Here is a 26,029-nt window from a genome sequence, read left to right as displayed (position 1 = left end):
TACTTCACAAGTAACATACATCTCGATTGAAGATCTAGATAAAACTACCAATCTACCTTACGAAATGTTACTGTGTAGGCATAGCAATACTTCTGGGTTCAGGGGAAAAGGAACGGATATTTATCTTACCCGCTCCGGAAAACCTATACAGAGCTAGCCAAAGCTAGTCATATCTATTGACAGACATTTTTAAGACTTGAGACAGGGTGACAACAAATTCAAAATTAGGAATTCAGTATTTAGAATTACCTCACGATTAAAGTAGGGGACACCTGAAACAGAAAATAAATTTTGTTGATAATCTATCAAACTGTGGGCTTTTATTTTTGACATTTATTAATTCTGAATTCTGAATTCCCAATTATTTCTGTGAGGAATGTAGTTCAATATACTAAGATTATGCTGAAATCAGACAAATCTCATCACCCGTTGTTAACAGCCAACTCTGCTCAATTAAATGATGCTGATGAAGGTGGATTAAATTTAGGTCAAGTAGGAGCAGCTCTTCGTCGGCGAGCATTGTTAATAGCTGGTGCAACTAGCTTAGTCGCAACCGCAGGGGTATTAAAAGCAGAAACAGATCCACCAATATACCAAGGCAGCTTTGAAATTTTAACTAAGCCTGTGACTGGTGAGAGTAAGGCTATAGCTAATGTTCCTCAAACTATAGGGGATACCGACGCGATCGCAGCTCCAGAAACGACTGAGCAAACCAAGACAACAATTGCAGTTTTACAAAGCCGTGGAGTCCTAGAGCCAGTCATCAAAAAGCTTCAGACTAAGTACCCAGAAATAGAATACGACTATGTAATTGACAACTTAGTGATTGAGCCTAAAGAGCAAAATATTTTAGAGGTTCAATACATCGATCCAGATCAGCAGCTAGTTACTGATTTGTTAAACACCATTAAAAATGCTTATCTGGAGTACAGTTTAGCAGAACGCCGTAACGACGTTGAGCAGGCAATTAAATTTGTAGAAAAACAAAGAAAGCCATTAGAACAACGAGTCCAAGACTGGCAAGAAAGACTGCGAACCATCAGACAAAAGAATAATTTAGTCGAGCCAGAACAAAAAGCACAGGAAGTCTCTACTCATGTTGCCACACTGACACAGCAGCAACTAGAAAATCGTGTGATGCTAGAACAAATGCGAGCTCAATATCAGGACTTGCAAAAAGAGTTATTGCAACAAACAGGTGCATCAGCAAGTAATTCTCTGCTCAGTGACAACGCCCGCTATCAAAAAATTCTCGATCAACTTCAGCAAACGGATGCGGAAATTGCCAAAAGAGGATCTATATTTACTGGGCAAGAAGAAGGTATGGTGCGTCTTTCCGAACAGAGAGACACAATGATCTCAATGTTAGAAGGAGAAAGAGCAAGGGTAAACAGAGATTTTCAAAGCCGCATTCGGGAGTTGGAAGCACGTGATTTTGCCATTACTGAAAAAATAGATAATCTCAATGGCTATTTGCGAGCTTTAGCAGCAGTTAGTCGTGATTACGATAATATCCAGCGAGAATTAAAAATTGCCACCGAGGGCTTAAGTCAATTTACCGCCAAGCAACAAGCATTGCAAATCGAATACGCTCAAAGATTGCAACCTTGGAAATTACTAGATCCTCAATTGACAAAAGTGGATGATCCTGACGCCATCTCAGATAGTGCTAAGAGAAATCTATTATTGGGAGGAATGTTAGGTTTGCTGATGGGCGTAGGAGCTGCTTTAGTAGTTGATAAACTCAGCAATGTTTTCTACACATCTAAGGAACTCAAAGAAACCATCGGACTTCCATTGTTAGGAGTTGTTCCTCTAAGGAAAGAAATAGCTCTTTCCACAAATGCAGGTAATACTTCTGGTGGTTTGCAGCAAGCAACTCGCGCTTCATTCTTTGAAGTATTTCGCTCTCTCTACACCAATATTCTGCTTTTAGGTTCTGATACACCAATTCGTTCACTAGTAATAAGTTCCGCAGGACAAGGCGACGGGAAATCAACAGTTGCTGTCCATTTAGCCTTAGCAGCAGCAGCAATGGGACACCGAGTCTTGCTTGTGGATGCAAATTTACGTTCTCCCAACCTACACCAACGGGTAGGGTTAATGAATATTCAGGGATTAACTGACGTTATTTCTTCAGACTTAGACTGGAGCAACGTGATTGAGCGATCGCCAATTGAAGACAATCTCTACGTCCTCTCTGCTGGTCCTATTCCCCCAGATTCGATCAGGTTACTCGCGTCTCAAAAAATGCAGGACTTAATGCAAGACCTACATAGTAGTTTTGATTTAGTGATTTACGACACACCACCTCTCGTTGGATTTGCTGACGCAACTTTATTGGCAGCTAACACGAACGGTATGGTATTAGTCGCTGGTTTAGGTAAGTTGAAGCGTACCGTCTTCCAACAAGCATTAGAAGAGCTACAAATATCTGGCACACCCATCTTAGGGTTGGTAGCCAACAAGTCAAGAGACGCCGCACTTGCTTCCTATACCTACTATCAGCAATATTACAGACAGAGCATGAGCGTAGAACGTGTAGGTGACGACGATGACACAGACGACACAAATCACTCTGCGCCGACTTCTTCTTCTGTAAGAAAAGTTAAAGGATAGTTGTTTGATAGTTGGTATTAACTACCAACCATCAACCATCAATAATCAGTTACTAACTATTACTGGTCTATCGCATTAATTCTGAGGGGTTATAGATCAATACGGTTTAGTTAAGGATTTTTCGTCATAATTTAGGCATGTAGAGACGTTGCAGTGCAACGTCTCTACAGGGTTTAAATGCAAATCGATTGTTTTATCCGAACCGTATTGGATTATATAGGGCTTCTCGGTTGTGTGCAATACGCTGCGCCCAGACGTTACATGTAACGTCTCTACATTGTTTGTGGCGGTGTATTTGATTCAAATGAGAACTGCTATAGATTCCCGACTCATCAAAATTAATGGGACAGACCACTTACTTATCCGGTGATTTTAAAGCACGATCTAGTATTTGCCGCGCCTCTTCAGCTTTCGCCTTTGCTTCCTGATAACGTAGATTCGCCTGAGCAAAAGTTTTGAGAATTTTAAAGCCTTCCTTGAGGCGAGCAATTTCCTCTTCTGTTACAGAATTATCTGAGAAGAGGATATCAATTTGTTTACGAATTTCCAATGCTTCGGCGCGTGAATCTTGGACTTTCAGCTTCAGCGTAGCTAGGTTACTGAGAATCTGAACAGCTTGGGTAATTTCGTCTTCGCTGTTCTTAGTATCCATTGATACTTCTTTTACCTCTATCAATTGTTTGGCACTAAATCCGTCTTCGAGTTCTGTAGGTAAATCACCTTCATCCATGAGTTGCATCAGCTGATCCATAGCTTTCTCACGGGCTTTGGCTGAATCTTTACCAGGTACAGTGAGAATAATATCTGGGCTTTGAGCGAGAGTGTACTGAACCATATTTATGCAAGAAACTTGCTACTGCTTTGAAAGCCGATTAATTTTAGCATAAAGGAAGCAATTGGGGGATACGGGAGACAAGGGGGAAAATAAATACCAACGCCCCATACCCAATCGCCGATCCCTGATCCCCAATCCCCGATTACCCATTCCCCAAGTAATTCTGCACTATCTGCAAAATTCGTTCTGCTGCGTGGCCATCTCCAAAGGGATTGATTGCATTTGCCATTGCTGCATAAGCGGCTGGGTTACTCAGTAATTCTACGGCGTTAGCAACTATAGTCTCTGATCTAGTTCCGACAAGTTTAGCTGTCCCAGCAGTAACAGCTTCTGGTCTTTCTGTTGTTTCTCGTAAAACCAAAACTGGTTTACCTAAACTGGGTGCTTCTTCTTGCAAACCACCAGAGTCAGTCAGCAGAAGGTGCGATCGCATAATCGCCCCTACCAGTTCACCATAGTCTAAAGGTTCTGTTAAAAAAATCCGAGGGTGATTGCCCAAACTTGCCTGTAATGGTTCTCGTACCGTAGGATTGCGGTGTAGTGGCAATAGTAAGACTGTGTCTGGAAACTTATCTAATATCTGTAAAAATCCTTGCGTGATTCCTTGCAGTGGTTCTCCCCAATTCTCCCGGCGATGCACAGTCGCTAGTAAAACACGATATTTATTCCATTCCAAACCAGGTATATTACAAGCAGGTTCCTTTGCTGCTACATTCAACAATGCGTCAATCACCGTGTTCCCGGTCATGTGAATTTGACCCAAAACACCAGAATTTTTTAAGTTTTCCACAGCTAAAGGTGTTGGCGCAAAATGCAATTGAGTCAGTTGTGAAATCAGCCTTCTATTAGCTTCTTCGGGAAAAGGATTAAATAAGTTATCTGTTCTTAACCCAGCTTCTACATGACCAACAGGAATTTTTTGATAAAAGGCTGCCAATGTTGCTGCAAATGCTGTGGTAGTATCTCCTTGCACCAAAATGAAATCTGGTTTATTTTCTTGAAATAATTCTTCTAATCCTCGCAAGGTGCGGCAAGTTATATCAGTTAAAGACTGTTGTCGTTGCATAATTTCTAAATCACGATCTGCTGTGAGGTCGAAAAGCCGCATAACTTGTTCAACCATTTCGCGATGCTGTCCAGTCAAAATAACTTGCGTTTCAAACCCTGGAAAGTCTTGGAAAATTTGAATTACCGGAGCTAGTTTAATCGCTTCTGGACGAGTACCTAAAATTATGTAAACGAGTTTGTTATTAGTCATTGGTCATTGGTCATTAGTCATTGGTCAATAATCAATGGTCAATGGTCAATGGTCAATAGTCAATAATTGTGAAGTTCAACTTATGTTCAATAATTACAAATGACAAATGACAAAAAAGCATGAAAAAACCCGGTAAAACCGGGCAGGATGCACTGTTTGTCGAATTTAGCGATTAGGTTACAGTTCGATGTCACAAGTGAGTGGACAAGCTGCATAGACTGTCTTCTGCATTTGTTCTGTTTCTCCATGCAACCAGCTCAACCACTTCACTTCTTTGGGATGAATACCCTTAGCTGTCAGCACACTTGCACCGATAACAACAGACAAAATATTAAACAGAATTAAACCACCTGCCACAACTAAAACGGCACTAACAGGCATCACAGATTGCAGAACAATAGATAACAGACATCCGACCGTAGCCATGAAAACAACCAAAGGAAAACCGACAACCAGCAAGCATACTGCCAATGTGAAAGACCATATCAAAAAGCTTTTAACCATTAATAAGGAATCTGTCTTGCTGAAATTAGCTGTTTGTGAGAGAGCCATAAGTGTATCTCCTAAATACGCAAATCTGTTTGGAATTCAGAAGTCTTTCGTTGATATTGAAAAACAAAGGGATCAACTATTAGTGAAGTTCAGTATATAAAAACTAGTTGAGAAGATGAGCATTTAGTTAATAAAATTAACAGTTATATTTTTTTTATTATGGACAACCTTAAATATAGATATATTTGCTAAAAACTTATTTCTGCCATCTATCCTTGGACAGAGAATATCTAAAAACTAACTAATTAGATATATATCAAAGAATTCTCTTCTAGTTTTCTTAATATTCCTTATCAAAATCAAACATAAATCTCATAATCTTGAGATGTGTCTAGTGCAGCAAAATGAAGGTGGAGAACACCATGTAAGCTCATTCTCTGACTGAAGCTATTCTTCACCACACCAAATTACTTAGACATTTGATGAAATGTCTGTGACATTTTAACCCTGTAGAGAGGCGTAGTAATATCCCGCAGGGTAATTTCGCGTCTCTACATGCCAAAATTATGACGAAAAATCCTATCCCTTGCAGTATTGACCTAAATTGAAAATTAGTAGACTTTTTATTGGTTTTAGTTCCTACTTTGCTTCTATGTAATATTACTAGGCACATTTAATATAGATGTTATGTTAAATATATATTTGTCAGCAAAATAAAGATTGTTAACTTAAGCCAAAGAAAAATCTTGGTAAAAAAGAATACTTTAACAAAAGTTAAGGAGATTGAACATAATTCAGCATTCAGCGATCGCACACAGCAAATCACTCCCAGATTAAAAACTTGGGACTAATCAATTGTAAAGATACATGTCAGAATCACAAAATCCATTAAATTCGGTTCCAACTCCAGCCCGTGGTGTTCCTCCACTTCCGCCCCCACCACCAACAATCAGTACACAGGGTCAGTGTACACAAACTTTGGAAATACCAGTTGACAAAAGTCGTACTGCTCAGTCTGCAATACCACCATCGCCAACACCTAGTCCTGCTTCTGCACATCGTCCTGGGACACCACCACCAGTACCTAATCCCAGTTCAGCCCGTGTTAAGAGCAACACTCTACACCCAAGTTTAAATCAGTTAATACGAGAAGCTTATGATAATGGCATATCTGATATTCACTTAGGTGTAGGCGAACCACCCCGCTTGCGTAACCGTGGAGAAATCCAAACCACAGATTATCCAGAAACGGATAAAGAGACTTTTATAAATTGGATGCGGGAAGTATTGACAGAAGCAGAAATTCAACGGTTTGAAGAACACCTAGAATTCGACGGTGCAACTCAATATGAATTTGCCCGTGTGCGGATCAATATCTTTGATTCTCTCAAAGGCTATGCTATGGTCATGCGGTTAATTCCACTCAAAATCTTAACCATTGACCAGTTACGCTTACCCCCTGTTTTTAGGGATATTTCCCACTACCACAAAGGCTTGATCTTGGTGACAGGCCCGACAGGTTCTGGTAAATCTACCACGATGGCAGCGATGATTGACTACATTAACAAAGAGATGCCCAAACATATCATCACCATCGAAGACCCTATTGAATTTGTTCACAGAAGTCAAAAGTCCTTGATCAAACAACGGGAAGTGGGAATGCACACCCTAAAATTTGACAACGCCTTAAAAGCTGCTTTGCGGGAAGACCCAGACTTGATTCTAGTGGGGGAAATGCGAGACAAAGAAACCGTGAATACAGCCTTAAAAGCGGCTCAAACTGGTCACTTAGTTATGGGGACCCTGCATACTAACAGCGCAGTGAAAACGATTGAACGTATCCTCAATCTTTACTCAGGCGATGAGCAAGATGCTATGCGAGTGGCTATTTCGGAATCTTTAGTAGCAGTGATTGCTCAAGGTTTGTGTCGTACAACAGATGGTAAGCGTGCTGCCTTTCACGATATTCTAATAAACACAGAAGCCGTTAAAGACTGGATCAAAGATGGTAAATACGATGAAATTACTGAATTAATGAAACAGGCCGGTTTTGACGGCATGATTACTATGAACCAGTCTCTGTTCAACCTCTATACTGAAGGTCGCATCACCGAAGAAACAGCCTTGGAGATGTCGCCCACTCCCAACGAAATGGCTCAGATGCTTCGAGGTCGAGTTTAAGAATGAGGGATAGGGGATAGGGGGCTGGGGATTGGGAAATAATAAAAACAAAACTATAGTTGTCCTACACTAGCTTCTAATTCCTAGTTGACATTTAACCTCCAGCCCCTAACCGATTGATTCCCTTGACTTCAGATAGACTAATCCTACCCCAGTTATTCAAAGGCATTGCGCTGTTCACGCCTGGAGGAGATTTAATTTATTGTATTGATCCCGGTAAGCAAGGCCGATGGCATTTACACTTATGTGCAACTTTACAAGAGATCTTAGATTTACCAGAACCGCCTCATTTTTTAGTACCTTGCTACACAGCAACTATTGATCACTGGTTAGATCCACGTACACAAAAAATACGTACTTTTGCCGAAGCTTATCCAGCTGTGATGCGACATCAAGCAATACTGAATGCCATTTTTGGTACAGGGGATATCTTATGGCAAAGCGCACCTTGGCAAGAAGGATTATGCGATCGCATAGTATTAACTAGTTACCGCTCTTCGTTCCCGCAACTTTGGGAGGATCATGACCTAATCGTACGTCTAGATCCTTTTGAAGCAGTACCATACTACCAAGAAGCAACTACACTACAAATACAACCAAACGCCCAAGGTTATGTCCTACGTCTATTTGTTGCTGGACATAGCCCCGGTATCGAACGTATTCTTGAGAGTCTCCACGATCTATTAGAACAATACCTTAGTCAACCTTATACTTTAAAAGTCATTGATGTTATCAGCCATCCAGAACAAGCAGAAACAAATCAAGTCACAGCAACCCCCACCCTTGTAAAAGTTTGGCCTCTTCCTATTCGACGTATTGTGGGCGACTTGGATAATGTAGATAAAATTTTGCAGATGTTGGGTGCAAAAGAACAGAGTTAACTGCATAACCAGTATGACCGCTTAAACTGTCACGAATGGGTAGTGCGATCGCCACAATCACCTTTATTTCATAATCAAACCTTCCATTGCATCCTGCAAATCTTTGGTAAAATCTGCAACTGCTAGTCTTGCACCTTGACGGCTTCCCTTATACACTGGATACCGTTCGGAAATCGATAGCGGTTCACCCACAGTGATTTTCGCTGTTTGTTTACCCAAAAGCGGAGGCTGGAAAGGATTACCGCCTCTAATTCTAGTAACAACATCCCAGATTAATAATGTTGTTTCAGCAAAGCGTTCGGCGGTAGGTTTTTCCTGTACATAATTACCTGTAACAGCAACCAAACTTTCGACTAAACGCATGTGCCACATTCGCAAATTAGCTTCTTCAGCAATGCGATCGCCTAAATCTCTTTCTAAAGATGACAGTGATTTTACATCTTTATAATCTTCTCTGAAAATATAATTCCAACCTGCCTGTTCTACTCGGCGACAACGGTCGTTAAAATTTCCTTTAGGCTGTAAATCAAAATAATTTTCTGCTACTTGTAAAACTATATTTAAAAGTGTATTTAAACGCGTGGCTATTAGTTCGTTTATATCTTGGGATTGCGTTTGAATTTCTGGCAATTTTTGATGATAAAAGCGTGTATAAAAATCCTCCATTAAACTTAGTAAACGTTCTGCTAAACGTAATAAACGAGGATAGAAGGAGTGGGGAGGTGGAGAGGTGCTTGGAGTGTAAGAAGAGATTTCTTGATATAGAGGTAAACCACAGTAGCTTTCTAATTGAGTTAACAAATTGGCGATCGCATCCCAAGGAGCTGCAACATAACTGTATTGAATTCCGATTGGTACAATGAGAACTTGTTCATCTCGTCCAGCTTTTTGCAAGTCTTCCGCACACCAAAAACCCATTTGAGCGATTCCGGGTTCGAGGGGATTAACAATCTCTGAAAGCCCATTGGTAGCGCCTTCTGGTGCAGCAGCCATTGGGAAGCGTCCATTGGTGAACAAATCTCGTGCTAATCGCAAACCCGTCCAGTCTGCTTTACCCCGTTGAATGGGTGTTGCACCTAAACGAGAAGCGATCCAGCCAACTTGATTTCCAGCCCATAATGTAATACCGCGATCGTAGATAAAATGAGCATGGGTTGGATGCTGTAACGATATTCTCTGCTGTCGTGCTAACCTTGGCACGAGTTGGGAAAGCAAGTAGCCCAAGCACAGTGGATCTGTAGCTTGAGGATGGCGAAATGCTATCAAAAAACGAATCTTTCCCTCTTGAAACTGGCGATAGAGATTTACCAAAACCTCTACTTTATTTGCTTCAACTTGGCTAATTGCTGTTTTCCAGCGTAAGTAACTGGCTAAACCTAGCTGAATCACTCGTAAAACTGAGGGATTAAATGCTGGCGGAATAAATTCTAGAGGTGGCTGTGCTTGATTAATGACATCAGGCAAGGTAATGTTCTCCGATGATAGCGAAATGTATGAAGTATGAAGGGTGAAATATAAAAATTTAATTTTTTTATCTTCAAACTTCTGTAGTTAGATATTAGCAACACTGAAAAAGGGACAAACGATGCGACTGTCAAAAATGTTATTCGTTACACTGCGGGACGATCCAGCAGATGCTGAAATCCCCAGTCATAAATTACTACTCCGCGCAGGTTACATTCGTCGCATCGGTAGTGGTGTTTACGCCTATCTTCCACTGATGTGGCGAGTATTACAAAAAGTCTCCCAGATTGTGCGGGAAGAAATGAACGCCACTGGCGCCCAAGAATGTCTTTTACCGCAATTACAACCTTCAGAACTATGGCGTGAATCTGGCAGATGGGATACTTATACTAAAGCTGAGGGTATCATGTTCGCCTTCAGCGATCGCCGCCAACAAGAATTAGCATTAGGGCCGACTCACGAGGAAGTGATCACGACCATTGCCCGTGATATGATTCGCTCTTACCGTCAACTGCCATTACATCTGTATCAAATTCAAACTAAGTTTCGTGATGAAATTCGTCCCCGTTTTGGTTTGATGCGTGGACGAGAATTTATTATGAAAGACGGCTATTCTTTCCATGTGGATGAAGAAAGCTTGAAAGAAACTTATCAGGATATGTACCAAGCCTACAGCAATATGTTGCGGCGTTCTGGTTTGGCTTTTCGTCCTGTGGAAGCAGATTCTGGGGCGATTGGTGGTTCTGGTTCCACAGAATTTATGGTACTGGCTGAAGCTGGGGAAGATGAAGTCCTGTACACTGAAGATGGTAAGTACGCCGCCAATGTCGAAAAAGCTGTATCTTTACCTGCTGAGGCGGAATCTTCCAGCTTTAACAGTTATGAAAAAAGGGAAACTCCGAAAACCGACACTATCGAGAAAGTTTGTAATTTTCTCAAATGTTCTCCCACCCAAGTTGTGAAAAATGTTCTTTACGAAGCAGTTTATGATACTGGCACAACAGTATTGGTATTAGTAAGTATCCGGGGTGATCAAGAAGTTAACGAAGTTAAGTTACAAAATGAGTTAACAAAATTAGCTTCCCAATATAGTGGAAACGCAGTGATCAAGTTAGCAGTACCCGACGCAGACGCCCAGAAAAAATGGGCAACGAAAACTTTGCCTTTGGGTTATATTGCACCTGATATTGCTGATGATTACATTCAACCCCTCCCCAACCGGAGCCAACTTACCCCCATCAACGGGGAGAATGAGGGGGGTTCAGTCCATCCAAAGTTTTTGCGTTTGGTAGATCAAACCGCCGTTGATTTAAAGAACTTTGTCACAGGTGCAAATGAATCTGGTTATCACGTAGTCGGAGCAAATTGGCAAACGCAATTTAAAATACCTGAAGTTTTAGTAGATATACGTAAAGCTAGAGCAGGCGATCGCGCTATACACAACCCCGAAAAAACTTTAAAAAGCGCTCGTGGGATTGAAGTCGGGCATATTTTCCAATTGGGTTCAAAATACTCCAAAGCAATGGGAGCGACTTATACCAACGAACAGGGTGAAGAAAAACCTCTGGTGATGGGTTGTTATGGTGTGGGAGTATCACGACTGGCACAAGCAGCAGTAGAACAATCTTACGATAAAGACGGAATTATTTGGCCTGTAGCGATCGCACCTTATCATGCTATCATCACAATTCCCAATATTAACGACGCCCAACAAGTAGAAATCGCCGAAAAACTTTATACAGAACTCAATCAAGCTGGAATCGAAACTTTACTCGATGACCGCAATGAACGAGCAGGAGTAAAATTCAAAGATGCAGATTTGATTGGTATACCTTATAGAATTGTCACAGGACGAGCGATCGCTAATGGCAAAGTCGAAGTAGTTGAAAGAAAAAGCCGCAATTCTCACGAAATCCCCATCACTGAAATTGTATCTACTCTTAAAGGGTGGATAGGAGATAGGGGATAGGAGATTGGGGATCGGGGATCTAGGATCGGGGATCGGGGATTGGTGTTTATTCTATTTCTTGTCTCCCGTGTCTCCCGTGTCCTCCTTGTCCTCGGTGTCTCCCTTGTCCTCCTTGTCCCCTTTCCCCGCTCCCCGCTCCCTGCTCCCTTCAAAATAATATGGAACTTCTGACAATTCTTATATCTAGCCTATTGGGTATAGTTGCTCCTGTAGGAGTGGTAATTGATCAGACTGCTGAAAATGCCATCAGATCGCAGTTTTCTACAGTGGAAGAACTACAAGTAAGAGTAGATAATGCTCCTAGTTATCAATTACTGCAAGGTAAAGTGGAAAGAGTGTTAATTGCAGGGCGTTCTTTGCAATTAAAACAACAAGATTTTCGCATCGCAGTTTTAGAACTGGAGACTGATCAAATAGAATTTGAGCCAAGTAGTATCAGGCAAAAATTACCCAAATTAAAACAACCTTTGCAGGCTGGAGTACGTTTGGTTGTCACAGAGCAAGATATCAATAAAGTTTTACAATCACCAGAGTTTCTTAAGAGGGTACAAAAGTTTAATAAACGGAATTCTTCTGCTTTGCAACTTGCTCAAGCTTCTAATTTTGTCAATCCCAAGGTAGAATTTCTAGCCAATAACAGATTTATTTTTCAGGTAGAATTACAAAGCGATGAGGAGCTAATACCCCTTTTATTTAAAATTAATTCTGGATTAAGTATCGTTGGTGGCAGACAATTTCAGCTAGTTGATCCACAAGTATCACTAGATGGAGAAGAGTTTCCAGCAGAATTTCTCAATTTGATTATTAGTAACATAAATCAACAATTAGATTTACGTAATTTGGAAGGTGACGGATTACAAATGCGAATTCTAAAATGGAAAATGAAGCCAGGGAAATTGGAAGTGGCAGCATTTTTTAGAGTAGAACCATCCTCTAAGTTGTTGGAAACTCGCCGTTAGTAAGTCTCGTCTTTAACTAAACTCCTCTTCACTTAGCATAGTATCAAGAGTTCAAGGAAGGTTTTGTATATGAGTCAGCAACAAGAATCTAAACGGGTTTCTTCTGGTTTAGTAGCAGCTATTTCAGCAGCAGTTGTGGTGGTAGGAGGCGGAGTCGGGTTGTTAACCTGGAATTCCACTCAAAACCCCAACCCTACACCATCGGAACGCCTTGTACCCGGAAATCCGCCACAGGTAGGAAATGAACAAACAACCCAAATTTATTGGTTACAAGACACTGGCAAAAATTTTCAACTGGTTTCTCAATCGATCCAGGTTTCGGCAAATCGTAACCAACCCAACCAATTTTTAACAGCAGCTTTCCAACGCTTATTAGAAGGGCCTACAGAAGGAAGTAAGGGTTCGAGTACAATTCCTCAAGGAACAAAAGTCTTGGGTGTAGACGTTCAAGGTGATACTGTTCGTGTCAATTTGTCTGGAGAATTTACTAGTGGCGGTGGAAGCACTTCTATGCAAGGGCGGCTCGGTCAAATTGTTTACACAGCCACTAGTTTAAATCCGAATGCTAAAGTATATATTGATGTAGACAGCAAACAACTTGATGTATTAGGTGGCGAAGGTTTGGAGTTGGAACAACCACTCACACGCCAAAACTTTAATGAAAATTTTCAACCTTAATCATTGGTCATTGGTCATTGGTTATTTGATTAGGACTTGGTAGTTTGTGGTTGATTATAACAATCAAATGACTAATGACTAATGACTAATGACAAACTACTTTGTATTCAACACACGAAAACTCCGAGCTTGTTGTTCTAACCTGCTGGCGAGGCGATCGCAAACTCGGTTACATAATTCAAAAATCATCTCGTCTTCCACCCGGTAGTAGGCACAAGTTCCTTCACTGCGACGGCTCAAAATTCCCGCTTGCCACATTACCTTCAGGTGCTTTGACACATTTGCTTGTGACGTTTGGGTTGCCTCTACCAACTCTTGTACGCATTTTTCATCATCCCGCAATAAATGCAACAATCGCAGGCGCATTGGTTCACTCAACAGGCTAAAGTATTCAGCTACTTGTTGCACAACTTCTGGCGGTATAGGCAACGTTTGTTTCATCACGATTGTTTCGGAAGAACTGAACTGAGAAATTTTACAGATTTAGACATTAGTAATATAGATTAATACTTAATCTGGATTAATTCGCATCAAAGGTTGACCATATTCTACAGGTTCGCCATTTTGAACGAGAATTTCGATCACTTGTCCGGATACTTCGGCTTCGATTTCATTCATCAGTTTCATGGCTTCAATAATACACACAGTTTGACCGCTACGGATGCGATCGCCCACTTCTACAAATGTTGCTTCTCCAGGTGCAGGAGAACGATAAAATGTTCCCACCATTGGGGAAGTAACTGCTGTAAATTTTTTTTGCTCTAGCGGTGAGGGAGTTGCTGGTGATTGTACATCTGTATTAGCTGGAGTATCAACAGTACGGCTTGCTGTCGCGTCTGATGTAGCAGAAGATGCTATTGGTGGAGTTGGCATGACAAGCGGTAATTCTGAGCCAGTACTAACGCCTGAAGACACTACGTTTGTCGATGATACACCAGAAGTGGTGTTTATATTTTTACGTACTGTGATTTCAAAATTGTCGCTTTTAAGTGTTACTTCTGTAATATCTGTTTTGGCAATAGTTTCCAATAATTGACGAATTTCATTAAAGTCCAATGGCACAGCTTTAATTACCTCATAATGCGTTAAAAAAGGCAGTAGACGCGGAGCAGCTTGGTATATGCAGTTAATGACGAATGTACTGGTAGATAGACTTTTTGGTAAAGATTAAATATTAAGTGAGGCAGGGATGGAAATCCCCGCTAGGGATAGAAATACAGATTTCCATCTTTGCTGAGTTATGATTTACTCCCTGCCCAGGTATGTGTCATTCCGGGTGTCAATGCGGATACGTTCTCCTTGGCTAATAAACAGAGGAACCATCACAACTGCACCAGTTTCTACTGTTGCAGGTTTACTGCCACCAGTAGCTGTGTCACCTTTAACACCAGGATCAGTTTGCACCACTTCTAGCACCACAGAGTTAGGTAGTTCTACTTCTAGTACTTGTTCACCCCAACGGACGACGTTAGCTTCCATACCTTCTTTGAGGTACTTGACGCGATCGCCAATTTGGGCTGCGCTTAATCTACCTTCCTCATAGGTTTCCATATCCATAAAGACGTAATCATCGGCGTCTTTATAGGTATGCTGCATCGTACTTTTTTCCAAAGTCGCTTGTGGTACAGTTTCCCCTGCTCGGAACGTCCTTTCTACAACGCTCCCACTTTGGACATTTTTCAACTTTGTCCGTACAAATGCGGAACCTTTTCCAGGCTTAACGTGGAGGAATTCCACTACCCGCCATACAGATCCATCTAAAACAATAGAGACACCAGGTCGAAAGTCGTTACTGGAGATCATGAAGCTTTCAAAGTTTGGAAGACAATCGGCATTTATTGTACCCCTCAAAAGGAGAAATTAGTCATTAAGTCATAAAAGAAGGTAGCTATGCTGGAGGCCAAAGTCAGAAGGGTAGGAATTTTGGCGTTGCTGATTTCATGTATGATGCAGGATTTGAGGTGATTCCAAAACCTTTGTACCAGACGCGATATATCGCGTCTGGTACATCTAGATTCATACTGCGATTCAGCAAGGCGGGAATTTTCACCTATCAATAAAGAAGAGGGAAAGAAAAGAAAAAAGGCGATCGCCTTTTTTCTTTTCCATGCTTAAAAACTCTTTCTTGTATCCTTTTTCTAGTTCCCTCCGGGACGCGCGTGCGAACAGGGCTAGAGTTATTCCTTACACCCCTACACCCTTACACGTGTCAAGCTTTCAATTACAACTACTTACTTTACTGCCAGTTGCCTACAACCACAAATGGAGCCCAGAAGTGGGGATTGCTGTATTGCTTTTCGCTGAGAAGAGTTAGTTGTGCTTCCTTGAGTGCTTGCGCTTTGCTGATTTTACTCTGCTTGGCTTTTTTTAACTGGCTATACAACTCACCCATGAGTTTAGCTGTGCTTTTATCTTCCACTGACCATAAGCTTGCCATTGTACTACGCGCACCAGATCGTACTGCTACTCCCGCAAGTCCTAAAGCAGCACGTTGATCACCGATCGCTGTTTCACAAGCACTGAGAACTAATAATTCTATGGGACTACGGGAAATTAGGGCGTTGTTTCGTAGTAGATTACCTAATTGTTTAACATTCAAGCGTTTATCCCAAAACAAGATAAAAGTATCGTCAGCGATCGAACTAAATTGAGCATGAGTTGCTAGATGAACAATAGAAACATCTGAATTGAGAATTTGATTTTGAATCTCTTTGATCGTAAATTTTTCGTTCAGGAGTGGTTTAGTTGCAATTCCTAATTCTGTGATTTGTTCTAGTTCCGATTCTACTTCAGCTAATTCTTTAAAACCTTGATGTGCTTCGCTTATTCCTGCTGTGATGGCTTTGATATTAATGTCTGCTAGTGGTTTTGGATTAATTAACTGCAAACCAGGAGCTAAAGCAATGGCATATTTTTGTAATAAATATTTTTCGCCATCGTGTAGTACAGACATGGGAATATTTCTTAGTTTTTCATCCAAAACAAATACTAATGTTTCAACATTGCTGTTTTCTAAGTCTTGTTGGATAGGTCTAACTAGCCAATCATATACTTTTTGGTACAAAGGCAAAGATTCTTCAAGCTTAGTATCAGGGTTTTTGAGAAAAGCCTGTATTTGTTCTACGGTCTCCTCTAATTCTTGTTTGGGAATTTCAGTACTGTAAAGACGTAGAATTCGATCACTTTGAGCTTTTTTGCTTTGAGCTTTATTGCTTGGAGATGGATTTGGTAGGCTGAGAATTACTTCTAAGCTTTCCATCTCTGACTGTTGTTTATTTGACAAAACAATTGGATAAATTACTGCGGCTTTAGTGTCTATTTGGTCGATTTGTGTGCGATTTGCTTCTACACAAGCTTCACGGAAAAAGTTATTAAGTTCAGCCAATTGTAGAGATTCTAATACATCTCTGGCTTGAGTTAATCGTTTCTGTCTTTCGTCCTCTTTTCCCGCTTTTTTCAATGATTGAGCATATTCCAATTCTAGTTCGACGAGTTGGCGATAAACAGGTTCTACACTAGATCGAAAAGAAAACTGTACTTCTGGGTTAACTGCTACTAAATCACTGCGTAATGATTGTAGGGCGTCATAAGCTTTAGTTGAAGCTGCGATCGCATCTTGTAAATTTCCTTGCTCTTTGTGTATCCTACCTAATTGCCAGAAATATTGATAGGATATATGCGGTGATTCGAGGCTGGAAACTATACTCAAAGCTTGTCTGGTAAAATTTTCTGCTTGAGATAAATCTTCTTGACTACCTCTTTGTTCATATAACGCACCGCGATTTCCAATCGCATATGCTTGAGCTGGTTTATCTCCCAATTTTTTGGCTTGGGTGGCTGCTTGTTCTAAAATCTGATCGATTTGGTTAAAACTTGGCAGTTGTGAATCTTGCTTTTGCTGAAATTTTTCGAGTTGAATTAGTTCTGCTAAACTTTGAGAATAGTTTATTTGCTCGTAAATTCCTGTGCGACTAGGAGAAAACTGAACGTCTTGAAGATTTTGAGATAACCAAAAAGCTTTAGCTTCTTTATATTTTTCTGGATCAGATTTTGCCTGTTTTAATAAGAGGCTGAGTTGATTTAGTTGTGCTTTTTGTCGTGTAGTTGATGATGTAGTCAGCTTTGCTGATTGGATATAAGCATTTACAGCCTCTTGATAATAATTTTCTCTTCTGCGGCGAACTCTTTCATTTTCAGCTAAGGTTTTAATTGTGTTACCAATACTGAGATAAGTGGCTGCTTGTTCTTGAGGAGAGTTTAATTTATCGGCTAAATTTAAACTACTTGCTAAGACGATTTGAGATTGTTCTGGCTGACCAATAAAACGTAGTAGTTCCCCTAGGCTTCTCAAAGCTATCATTGTGGTTTCAGAAGAAGATTTACTTGTAACTTTTTGGATTTTTTCTGTTAACTCTTCTGATGATAATTGATTAAACTCTTGACAATTGCTCACTCCCATCTCTGGATTTAAGACTTCTAACAAAGTTTTGCAAGCACGGGGAAAAAGACCCAAATCTTGCATAACTTGGGTTTGGTTAATTTTGTTTTGTGCTAATTTTGCAGGTTCTTTGATTTGACTATAAATTTTTGCTGCTTCTTGCCAACTTTCAAGGCTTTGTGTCGATTGTCCAATATCTCTTTGTAAATAACCTTGAATATCTAAAGCTTGCGCAAAAATTTTCTGTTTGTCTTGACTTTGGGGCTGAATTTGCAGTACTAATAAACTGTCTTGGCTAGCTTTGATGGCTTTTTCCCACTGTCCGAGTTGTTGATAAGTCAATGAAAGATTGCTCAAAGCCATTGCTTGATTTAAATTATCTTTTTGAGTAGAAAATGCAGATACTGCTTTTTCCCAAACAGCTGCTGCTTCTTGGAACTGGCCAGAACGGTATAACTGAGTAGCTTGGTTAACTAGCTGTTGTGTATTTGACTGAGTTTGTACAATTTGAGTTGCTTGCGAAACCTTAGCAATCACAAGCGGTGCAGTAGATGCAAAGATAAACAGTAAAATTGCTAGAAACAGCGATCGCTTATGATAAATTCTTTTAAATTGACTAGTTAAATTACGATTAAACATCTTTCCGTTTGGTTTCATCTTATATTCCCAATACTATTATTTGTTGTTTGGTGATGGTTAATATAATAAGTAGAAATCAGTTAACAGTTAACAGTAAGTAATAGAATTTGATAACTGATAACTGATAACTGATAACTGATTTAAAACGGTGCAGGACAAGACGCAGGTACTTTACTACTGCGCTGAGAACCAGAGGTTGTGGGATCATAGGCTGTAAGAACAACCTCGCCTTTTTCGTTGAATATCCACCCTTGAGCAGGAATAATTTGTTTAGTTGCAGTTTGAATCTTAGGTGGATTATTAGTTACATTTTGAGGATTATTGCTACTGGTAATAGGCTGTAGCAAATCAACACGCACATTGTCACTGCTGAAGCTGTCGTTAGGACTAGATGGAATACCACCGCGCCCAGATAGTACAAAAGAACTATTAGAACCTTTTTGACAGGGATTTTGAGCGATTTGGTTGCTGGGGTCTGTAGTGTTTTCTGGTAATTCACTTAATCCCTGAGTCGGGTCAATATCTAATGTGTTGAGGTTAACATTGCCAGAAATACCCGATTCCGAACTGGCGGTAATATCGCTGAGAGGTGTAGAGAAATCACGCGGTTGAATACCAAAGATCGCGTCAGTTTGGATATTAATGTTACCCCCGCTACCACTAAATGCGTCTGCTTTGATATCACTATTTTCTTGGGGTAAAGCTACGAGCAAGCCAGTGTTAATGTTGATATTACCGCCATTACCAGCACCCTGATTTCTCCCAGCAGTGGCAGATATGAGACTATTACGGCGTAATAACAACACATCGTTAATATCTAGTGTGATATTACCACCTGTAGCACTACCGCTTTCAGCTGTGATTGTTCCCCTGTCTAGGGTGAGATTACCAGCTTGTATATTTATATTACCTGCTTCTCCTGTACCCGAACTGGTTGCTGAAATAATCCCACCATCTTTGATTGTGACTTGTTTGGGGTCAATGAAAATGCTACCACCTTTGCCTGTGGAACCTTCAGTTGTGTTAGCAAAAATACCGCTTTGCGCGCCTTGATTACTTATTATGTCATCTATTGTGTCGTCTGGTGAAGCAAATTTTTTAGCTTGTTCAATTCGTTGATTAAAGTTGGGGTCACTACCACTAATAGTTAGATTATCAGATACTTTGAGGGTAATATCTCCAGCAGCACCACTACCACGAGAAGTTGTCAGTACTTGTCCACCATCAGTAGCTGTAAAGTTTTTGGCGTTAATAGTGATGCTACCCCCACTACCATCATTCCATGTTGATGCATCTACGACTGCGCCGTTCGCGATCCTGAAGTCACCTGTGGTAATAGTAATATCACCTGCTGCTTGAGGCTGAGTTGCGATTGTTCCTCTTTCAGCGCTGGCAAATATACCACTAGAGAATCCTGTAGAACCAGTGCCAGAAATATCGATAAAATCTTTAGCATTGATTACAAGGTTTCCTGCTTTTCCTTTTCCAGCTTGTAAACCGTTTGCTGCGCGAAAAACAATAGCACCAATCTCACTACCATCAGTGAGGGTGAGGGATTTGGTATCAATATTGATATCACCTCCAAGTCCTTCACCTCCTTGTTCTACATTGCTTCTGATTTGGCTGGAATTAGTAAGTTTAATCGGACCATCAACCTTTAGTGAGATATCACCTGCATTTCCCTTGCCAAAAGTACTACTAATGATTAGACCACGATTTGCCAAAGAAAGTGATCCTGCATTAATCGAGATATCACCACCTTTGCGATCGCCACTTGATTGAGGTACTACACCTGCAACAATACTGGAAATTTGAGTAGAAATATTATTGCTTCCAATTCCATCAACTGAGAGTGTATCGCCAGCCTTAATTTTGATCGCACCTGCATTTCCTTGTCCAAAAGTACTGGTGCTAATTCGAGCGCCATTTTTGAGAAACAGGTTGTTTGCACTCAGGTCGATACTACCACCATTACCATTACCATTTGTATCTACTTCACTAGCAATAGCACTAGGCTGTTGGTTACTTCCAACTCCATCAAGAATGGCATCTTTAATAATGTTAATGGTGATGTTCCCAGCATCTCCCTTGCTAAAAGTACTAGCAATGATTTGACCACCATTTGTCAAAGAAAGTGATCCTGCATTAATCGAGATATCACCACCTTTGCGATCGCCACTTGATTGAGGTACTACACCACCAACAAGACTGGAAATCGAACTAGAAACATTATTGGTTCCAAGTCCATCAACTGAGAGTGTATCGCCAGCCGTAATTTTGATCGCGCCTGCATTTCCTTGTCCAAAGGTACTAACGCTAATTCGAGCACCATTTCTCAAAAAGAGGTTGTTTGCACTGATGTCTATACTACCTGCATTACCTTCACTTGGGTTTACTGCTTCGCTTGCAACACCACTAGGATTTCCGTTGCTTGCTATTCCATCAAAAATGGCATCTTTGATAACATTAATGTTTATAAAACCAGCATCTCCCTTGCCAAAAGTACTGGAATTAAATTGACTTCCGTCAGTTAACAACAGTGAACCCGTCTTAACTTGGATATTACCTGCTTTACCGTCTCCCTCTGTTTGGGAACGCAGTCGAGAAGTACCTCGAACATTTAGAGACTCAGAAATGTTCAAGTTAATATTCCCTGCATTAGGGGGGCCATTTTCTCCTGTAAAGCCAAAAGTACCAGTAAATAGTTGCGAGCCATTGTCTAGGGAAAGCGATCGCGCAGTAATTTCAATATCGCCTCCTTGTCCGGTACCAATTAAATCAACTCCAGATATATTTGAATTGCCAAAAACAGAAGTACTGACTAAGCTCTGATCAAAGGAAACATTTGCATTCGGACTATCAATAATAATTTTTCCTGCATTCCCAGATGCAAAGGTAGCAGCTTGGATGGTAGAGTTGCCACTAACGGAAACAGACTCAGAAGCTTTGATGCGGATATTTCCTGCATTTCCCTTTGCAGTTGTGGAGGTAGCTAATGCAGCAAAGTTGGATAAAGATAGCGATCGCGTATCGATCACAACATCATTAGCACTACCTGTAGATGAGGAACCAACAGTACTACTGATTCCGCTACTTTGTCCCTCTAATCCCTGCAAGGATACTTTATCTGTTGCTGTAATATTTACTTTTCCTGCATTACCTTCTCCAAAACTCAAAGAACCAATAATAAAATTACCAGTTCCTTCCAAACTATTGGCATTGATAATCACATTTCCGGCGTTACCTTTTCCTGAAGAAAATACTACATTTCTGATTCGACTAGTGTTAGTATTTCCCTCAATTTTCACTGCTCCTGATGCATTAACGACAATATCGCCAGCTTGAGATGAAAGCGTTCCCGAACCTGATGCAATTCCAGCAATCAGATCTCCACCCTCAAACAGATCGAAATTGCGAGCATTGACATTAATACTACCTCCCCCTTCACCAGCTACATTGACTGTAGCCAAGTTTGCTAGTGAGACATCAGCTTTTGTCACATTACTGGGAAAACTCAAGCTACCATCAGGATTCAACCCAACTGTTCCTGCTTGTGATAATCCTCCTAATTCAACTCTTGCTCCTGGTGCATACACAATTCCTTGATCTAAGCTGACGTTACCACCTACTAATGCCAGTGTCTTTCCTGGTTGCACTCCAAAACCAATAGTGTTTACATTATGAGTGATACCGTCAGGATTATCCCGAAATCTCAAACCAATGGGAATATTAATGGTTAATTGCGGAACTGCTTGCGGGTTACTGGCACTGAATTCAAAATTGTCAAATAATACACTATCGGCTGTAGTGCTAAAAAATGAACCACCACGCAAATCTAGACTTGCATTCGGCCCAAAAGAAATTCCTCTTGGGTTAATCAAAAATAAATTAGCGTTACCTACAACACCAAGAACGCCCTGAATACTTGAGGGATTACCACCTGTGACTCTGGTAAGAATATTAGCAATACCAGCAGGATTGGAAAAATAAACACCCCTACCTGCATTCACGTTGAAATCTTGAAAACTGTGAAATAAATTTGAGTTGCGAGTTGATCCACCAGTGATCAGATCAACCCCATCAACAACATTAGGATTAACAACAGAACTTTCCGCACCCAAGCTGCTATCTGGGGTAAGTTGCGCTATAGCTTTATGTATAGGTGCAAGATAGCCTAAAGTCAGCAGGGATAAGATCAAGAAGAAGAGCGATCGCATATTAGGTTTCCTGGGATTTTATAGTAGTCTGTTGATCTTCTCTGTTGTTTATTAAACAGTTATTGAACTAGGAAATCTACTACTCTTAAAAAGCCTTAAAAACCAGCAGCACAAACCGCAGTAGTACGAGAATTGCGTTGATAACTGTGTGCTGTGGGATCATAAGCTGTGAGAACCACTTCACCTTTGTTGTTAAATATCCATCCTTGAGCTGGGATAATTTTTTTAGTTTGGATAGTTTGCTGGTTAACAGTTGATCTGCGGGAATTACTACTGTTGTCAGTTGGCTTGACTAAATCAACGCGCACATTGTCGCTGCTAAAACTTTCATTTGGCCCAGGAGCAAAACCACCCCTTCCTGTTAATACCTTGGACAGTTAAGAAATCAATTCACAAACTGTTAACTGTTAGCGGTTAACTGATTTAATAGGACGCAGGACAAGCTACAGTTGTCTGGGAATTGCGTTGAGGAATATTCGCTGTGGGATCATAGGCTGTAAGAAGCACCTCACCTTTATCGTTAAATACCCATCCTTGAGCTGGAATAATTTTCTTGACTGTGGATTGGGTTGGCGATTGTTTAATAGTTAGACTTTGGAGATTACTGTTCCTAGTAACAGGTTTTACCAAATCAACACGGGTATTATCGCTGCTAAAACTTTCATCTGGTCCAGGAGCAAAACCACCCCTCCCTGTAATAGTAAATTCACTACCTATACCTTTTTGACAGGGATTTTCGGCAATGCGATCGCTCGGATCTGCAATATTATCAGGTAATTCAACTAATCCCTGACTAGGGTCAACATCTGCGGTGTCAATTTGAACAGTACCACTAAAATCAGATCCTAATTCAGAAGAGGCAGTAATATCACTTTCTGGTGTGCGCTGAACTCTAAACTCAGTACCAAAAATGCTGTCGGCTTTAATAATCACTCTGCCTCCAAAGCTTTCTTCCGCATTCGCACTGATATCACTATTTTCTAAGGCAACTAAGTTACCAGTTTTAATGTTGATATTGCCACCTGTAGCTGTACCTGTAGCGTTTGTAGTGATGTTGCTGTTGCGACGTAAGAATAAATCGCGGGAGCGAAGGCTGATATTACCTTGACCACCTTTAGTCTCGGCTGTAATTAATGCACCATTGTCGAGCTGGATGTCTTTGGTTGTCGTAACTTCTATGTTACCTGCTTGGCGATTTTCGACATCACTTCTAGTACTTAATTGAGCGCCATCAAGCAGAAATGAATTAGCGTTGACTTTAATGTTACCAGCATCTCCCTGTCCAAAAGTATTGGAACTAAGTGCAGAGTCATTAACTAAAGAAAATGATCCTGTAGTAATATCGATATTTCCTGCATTTCCCCGTCCGTAAGTAGAAGAATTTATAAATGCCTGATCTTTAAGCGATAGCAATCTTGTAGAGATACTAATATCTCCTCCCTCTCCCACCGCCTTTGATCCGACTGTGGTACTAATTCGACTGGGAAATTTACGCCCACTCGCAATAGGACGTTCACCTTCAAGGATTACAGAATCACGAGCCTCAATGATAATATTGCCTGCATTTCCTTGGTTCTCTGAATCAGCTAGTAGTGCTGAACCATCCTTAAGCACAAGGGAGCCTGTTGTAATTTTGATATCACCGCCATTACCTACACCACGTCCCTCAGAAACCCTGCTGTTAATAAAAGATTTCGATAAATAAACTTTGTCTTGAGCGTTTACAGATATATTTCCTGCATTACCTCTTCCTCTTGTGTTGCTGTCTAGTTCAGCACCATTAGTGATAAATAGAGAACCAGTAGTGATATCAATTCCACCACTATTGCCTCTACCTCTATCTAGTACAGTCGTCAAGATATTACTAGGAAATCTACCTTCACTACGTCCATCAAAAGAAACGATATCACGAGCTACAATCTTTACTGCTCCGGAATTTCCTCGCCCTTCTACACCAGATTGTATTTGAGCGCCATTGGTGACAAAAAGTGAACCTGTGTTAATATTTATCCCCCCACTATTACCAACAGCACCAAAAAACACATTAGTGGAAATCAGACTATCTTTACCATCTAGAAAAACAGTATCATTCGCATTGATATTGACACTACCTCCGTTCCCCCTGCCAAAAGTGCCGGAATCTAATCGAGCCTTATTATTTATAGATAGCGATCCTGTTGTAATATTGATATTGCCTGCGTTTGCTGTTGCTCCTGAGTAGACTTGACTAAACAATCCACTGGCAAAAAACAGACCATCTGAGGAAATGTGATACCCGCTCAACTCTACTGACTCTGAAGCGTTCACCTCCAAGTTACCTCCTGATTTAGACCTCAGAGTACTTGCTTCAATCTGGGAACCATTGCTAAGAGTAAAGCGCTTACCCCTAATTTGTATATCACCACCACCTTCCCCACTAGCATCAACTGCTGTTTGTTGCGATAGTTGAATATTGCCAAAGTTTTTTACAGCATCATAACCCAAGGAAAATCCTTTGTTAATAGGAGTGAGACTGACTTGACCTTCTCCAGCAACACTGCCTAATTCTAGGCGTCCGCCAGCAGTCTTAAGTGTTGCTCCCTCCAAACTGAGATCACCGCCTACTAAAGCTAAGGTTTTATCTGATTCCACCCGCAACGCATCTGTAGTATCTATCAGAGAGTTATTTTTCCTGAGTCCCTGACCATTACCTTGTACCTGAATCTTTCCAGGATTATCCCGAAATCTCAAGCCAATCGGAATATTGATACTTAACTGTGGCGATGTTTGCAAATCTGTAGCACTAAATTCCAAACCGCCCTCAAATAACAAACTGTTAGCTGTCGTAGCGAAAAAAGAACCACCCACATCTAGACTGGCATTTTGTCCAAAGAAAATCCCCTTTGGATTGAGTAAAAATAAATTAGCGTTACCTAAAACACCAAGCTTCCCTTGAATATTCGAGGGATTACCACCTGTGACTCTGGTAAGAATATTGGCAATTCCAGCAGGGTTGGAAAAATAAGCTCCCCTCCCTGCATCTATATTGAAGTCTTGAAAAGAATGAAATAAATTTGCTCCACGGATCGCACCTCCATCAATGCGATCGCTCCCAATACCATCAATCACATCTGGATTCACAACAGAACTTTCCGCACCCAAGCTGCCATCTGGGGTAATCTGTGCTACAGCTTTACCCACAAACATCAGAATCATGAAGTTTGGTAAAAACAAAGCTATGGCAAATAACAATTGTGATCTCTTGATATCCCCAGCCTGATTAAAAGCAGGATTAATCTTTTCTTGCTCGGTAGATAAGAGAAGCAAAGGTTTGTGTCTGTAGTTTTTGCAACTTTGAAGAGTTATGTAATTCCCGAATAAACCATGTTTTGTACGTAGCATAATAGAAGCCTCCTTATT

General features: G+C 40.8%; 17 protein-coding genes. 6 read left to right on the top strand and 11 right to left on the bottom strand.

Annotation, left to right across the window (positions count from 1 at the left end):
- Positions 1 to 399: 399 nt before the first annotated feature.
- Positions 400 to 2,619, top strand: coding sequence for a GumC family protein (locus AC5JMK_RS02215; RefSeq protein WP_096673280.1), 2,220 nt, complete (start codon positions 400 to 402; stop codon positions 2,617 to 2,619).
- Between the two features lie 355 nt (positions 2,620 to 2,974).
- Here AC5JMK_RS02215 and AC5JMK_RS02210 read toward each other — a convergent pair whose 3' ends face one another.
- The 3 genes from AC5JMK_RS02210 to AC5JMK_RS02200 all read right to left on the bottom strand — a co-directional run bounded on the left by AC5JMK_RS02210 (position 2,975) and on the right by AC5JMK_RS02200 (position 5,264).
- Entirely contained in the window at positions 2,975 to 3,454 is a 480-nt protein-coding gene (locus AC5JMK_RS02210) for a hypothetical protein (RefSeq protein WP_096673282.1), read from the bottom strand.
- Positions 3,455 to 3,596: 142 nt separating this feature from the next.
- On the bottom strand, positions 3,597 to 4,712 hold the full coding sequence (gene wecB / locus AC5JMK_RS02205) for a non-hydrolyzing UDP-N-acetylglucosamine 2-epimerase (protein WP_096673284.1): 1,116 nt from the start codon (positions 4,710 to 4,712) through the stop codon (positions 3,597 to 3,599).
- A 177-nt stretch (positions 4,713 to 4,889) separates the two neighbouring features.
- Positions 4,890 to 5,264, bottom strand: a complete 375-nt coding sequence (locus AC5JMK_RS02200) for a hypothetical protein (RefSeq protein WP_096673286.1) — start codon at positions 5,262 to 5,264, stop codon at positions 4,890 to 4,892.
- An 807-nt stretch (positions 5,265 to 6,071) separates the two neighbouring features.
- Here AC5JMK_RS02200 and AC5JMK_RS02195 point away from each other — a divergent pair.
- On the top strand, positions 6,072 to 7,385 hold the full coding sequence (locus AC5JMK_RS02195) for a type IV pilus twitching motility protein PilT (RefSeq protein WP_096673288.1): 1,314 nt from the start codon (positions 6,072 to 6,074) through the stop codon (positions 7,383 to 7,385).
- 116 nt (positions 7,386 to 7,501) lie between these two features.
- A complete protein-coding gene (locus AC5JMK_RS02190) occupies positions 7,502 to 8,266 on the top strand; it encodes a circadian clock KaiB family protein (RefSeq protein ID WP_495909283.1) in 765 nt (254 codons plus the stop codon).
- Between the two features lie 63 nt (positions 8,267 to 8,329).
- Here the strand turns inward: AC5JMK_RS02190 and AC5JMK_RS02185 are convergent, their stop codons facing one another.
- Positions 8,330 to 9,730 carry a 1-acyl-sn-glycerol-3-phosphate acyltransferase gene (locus tag AC5JMK_RS02185; RefSeq protein ID WP_495909282.1) on the bottom strand — a complete coding sequence of 467 codons (1,401 nt, stop codon included), beginning with the start codon at positions 9,728 to 9,730 and terminating at the stop codon, positions 8,330 to 8,332.
- A gap of 121 nt (positions 9,731 to 9,851) precedes the next feature.
- Between AC5JMK_RS02185 and proS the strand changes: the two genes are divergently transcribed.
- From proS to AC5JMK_RS02170, 3 genes are all read left to right on the top strand, one after another.
- Entirely contained in the window at positions 9,852 to 11,699 is a 1,848-nt protein-coding gene (gene proS, locus AC5JMK_RS02180; RefSeq protein WP_495909281.1) for a proline--tRNA ligase, read from the top strand.
- A 158-nt stretch (positions 11,700 to 11,857) separates the two neighbouring features.
- Positions 11,858 to 12,658, top strand: coding sequence for an LmeA family phospholipid-binding protein (locus tag AC5JMK_RS02175; RefSeq protein ID WP_096673294.1), 801 nt, complete (start codon positions 11,858 to 11,860; stop codon positions 12,656 to 12,658).
- Between the two features lie 69 nt (positions 12,659 to 12,727).
- Positions 12,728 to 13,336 carry a GerMN domain-containing protein gene (locus AC5JMK_RS02170; RefSeq protein ID WP_096673296.1) on the top strand — a complete coding sequence of 203 codons (609 nt, stop codon included), beginning with the start codon at positions 12,728 to 12,730 and terminating at the stop codon, positions 13,334 to 13,336.
- 96 nt (positions 13,337 to 13,432) lie between these two features.
- Here the strand turns inward: AC5JMK_RS02170 and AC5JMK_RS02165 are convergent, their stop codons facing one another.
- The 7 genes from AC5JMK_RS02165 to AC5JMK_RS02135 all read right to left on the bottom strand — a co-directional run bounded on the left by AC5JMK_RS02165 (position 13,433) and on the right by AC5JMK_RS02135 (position 26,011).
- On the bottom strand, positions 13,433 to 13,777 hold the full coding sequence (locus tag AC5JMK_RS02165; RefSeq protein ID WP_096673298.1) for an ArsR/SmtB family transcription factor: 345 nt from the start codon (positions 13,775 to 13,777) through the stop codon (positions 13,433 to 13,435).
- Between the two features lie 69 nt (positions 13,778 to 13,846).
- Entirely contained in the window at positions 13,847 to 14,398 is a 552-nt protein-coding gene (accB, locus tag AC5JMK_RS02160; RefSeq protein WP_096673300.1) for an acetyl-CoA carboxylase biotin carboxyl carrier protein, read from the bottom strand.
- A gap of 183 nt (positions 14,399 to 14,581) precedes the next feature.
- Positions 14,582 to 15,139 carry an elongation factor P gene (gene efp / locus AC5JMK_RS02155; protein ID WP_096673302.1) on the bottom strand — a complete coding sequence of 186 codons (558 nt, stop codon included), beginning with the start codon at positions 15,137 to 15,139 and terminating at the stop codon, positions 14,582 to 14,584.
- Positions 15,140 to 15,572: 433 nt separating this feature from the next.
- On the bottom strand, positions 15,573 to 18,431 hold the full coding sequence (locus tag AC5JMK_RS02150) for a CHAT domain-containing protein (RefSeq protein WP_495909280.1): 2,859 nt from the start codon (positions 18,429 to 18,431) through the stop codon (positions 15,573 to 15,575).
- Between the two features lie 122 nt (positions 18,432 to 18,553).
- The gene (locus AC5JMK_RS02145; RefSeq protein WP_495909279.1) at positions 18,554 to 22,630 is read right to left on the bottom strand and encodes a two-partner secretion domain-containing protein; all 4,077 of its coding nucleotides are present in this window, start codon (positions 22,628 to 22,630) and stop codon (positions 18,554 to 18,556) included.
- A 95-nt stretch (positions 22,631 to 22,725) separates the two neighbouring features.
- On the bottom strand, positions 22,726 to 22,938 hold the full coding sequence (locus AC5JMK_RS02140) for a hypothetical protein (RefSeq protein WP_495909278.1): 213 nt from the start codon (positions 22,936 to 22,938) through the stop codon (positions 22,726 to 22,728).
- A 115-nt stretch (positions 22,939 to 23,053) separates the two neighbouring features.
- Positions 23,054 to 26,011, bottom strand: a complete 2,958-nt coding sequence (locus AC5JMK_RS02135; RefSeq protein ID WP_495909277.1) for a two-partner secretion domain-containing protein — start codon at positions 26,009 to 26,011, stop codon at positions 23,054 to 23,056.
- Positions 26,012 to 26,029 lie beyond the last annotated feature (18 nt).

The organism is Pelatocladus sp. (genome assembly GCF_059505505.1).
The sequence above is the reverse complement of the archived record's forward strand: the minus strand, read 5'-3'. Positions and strand labels throughout refer to the sequence as shown.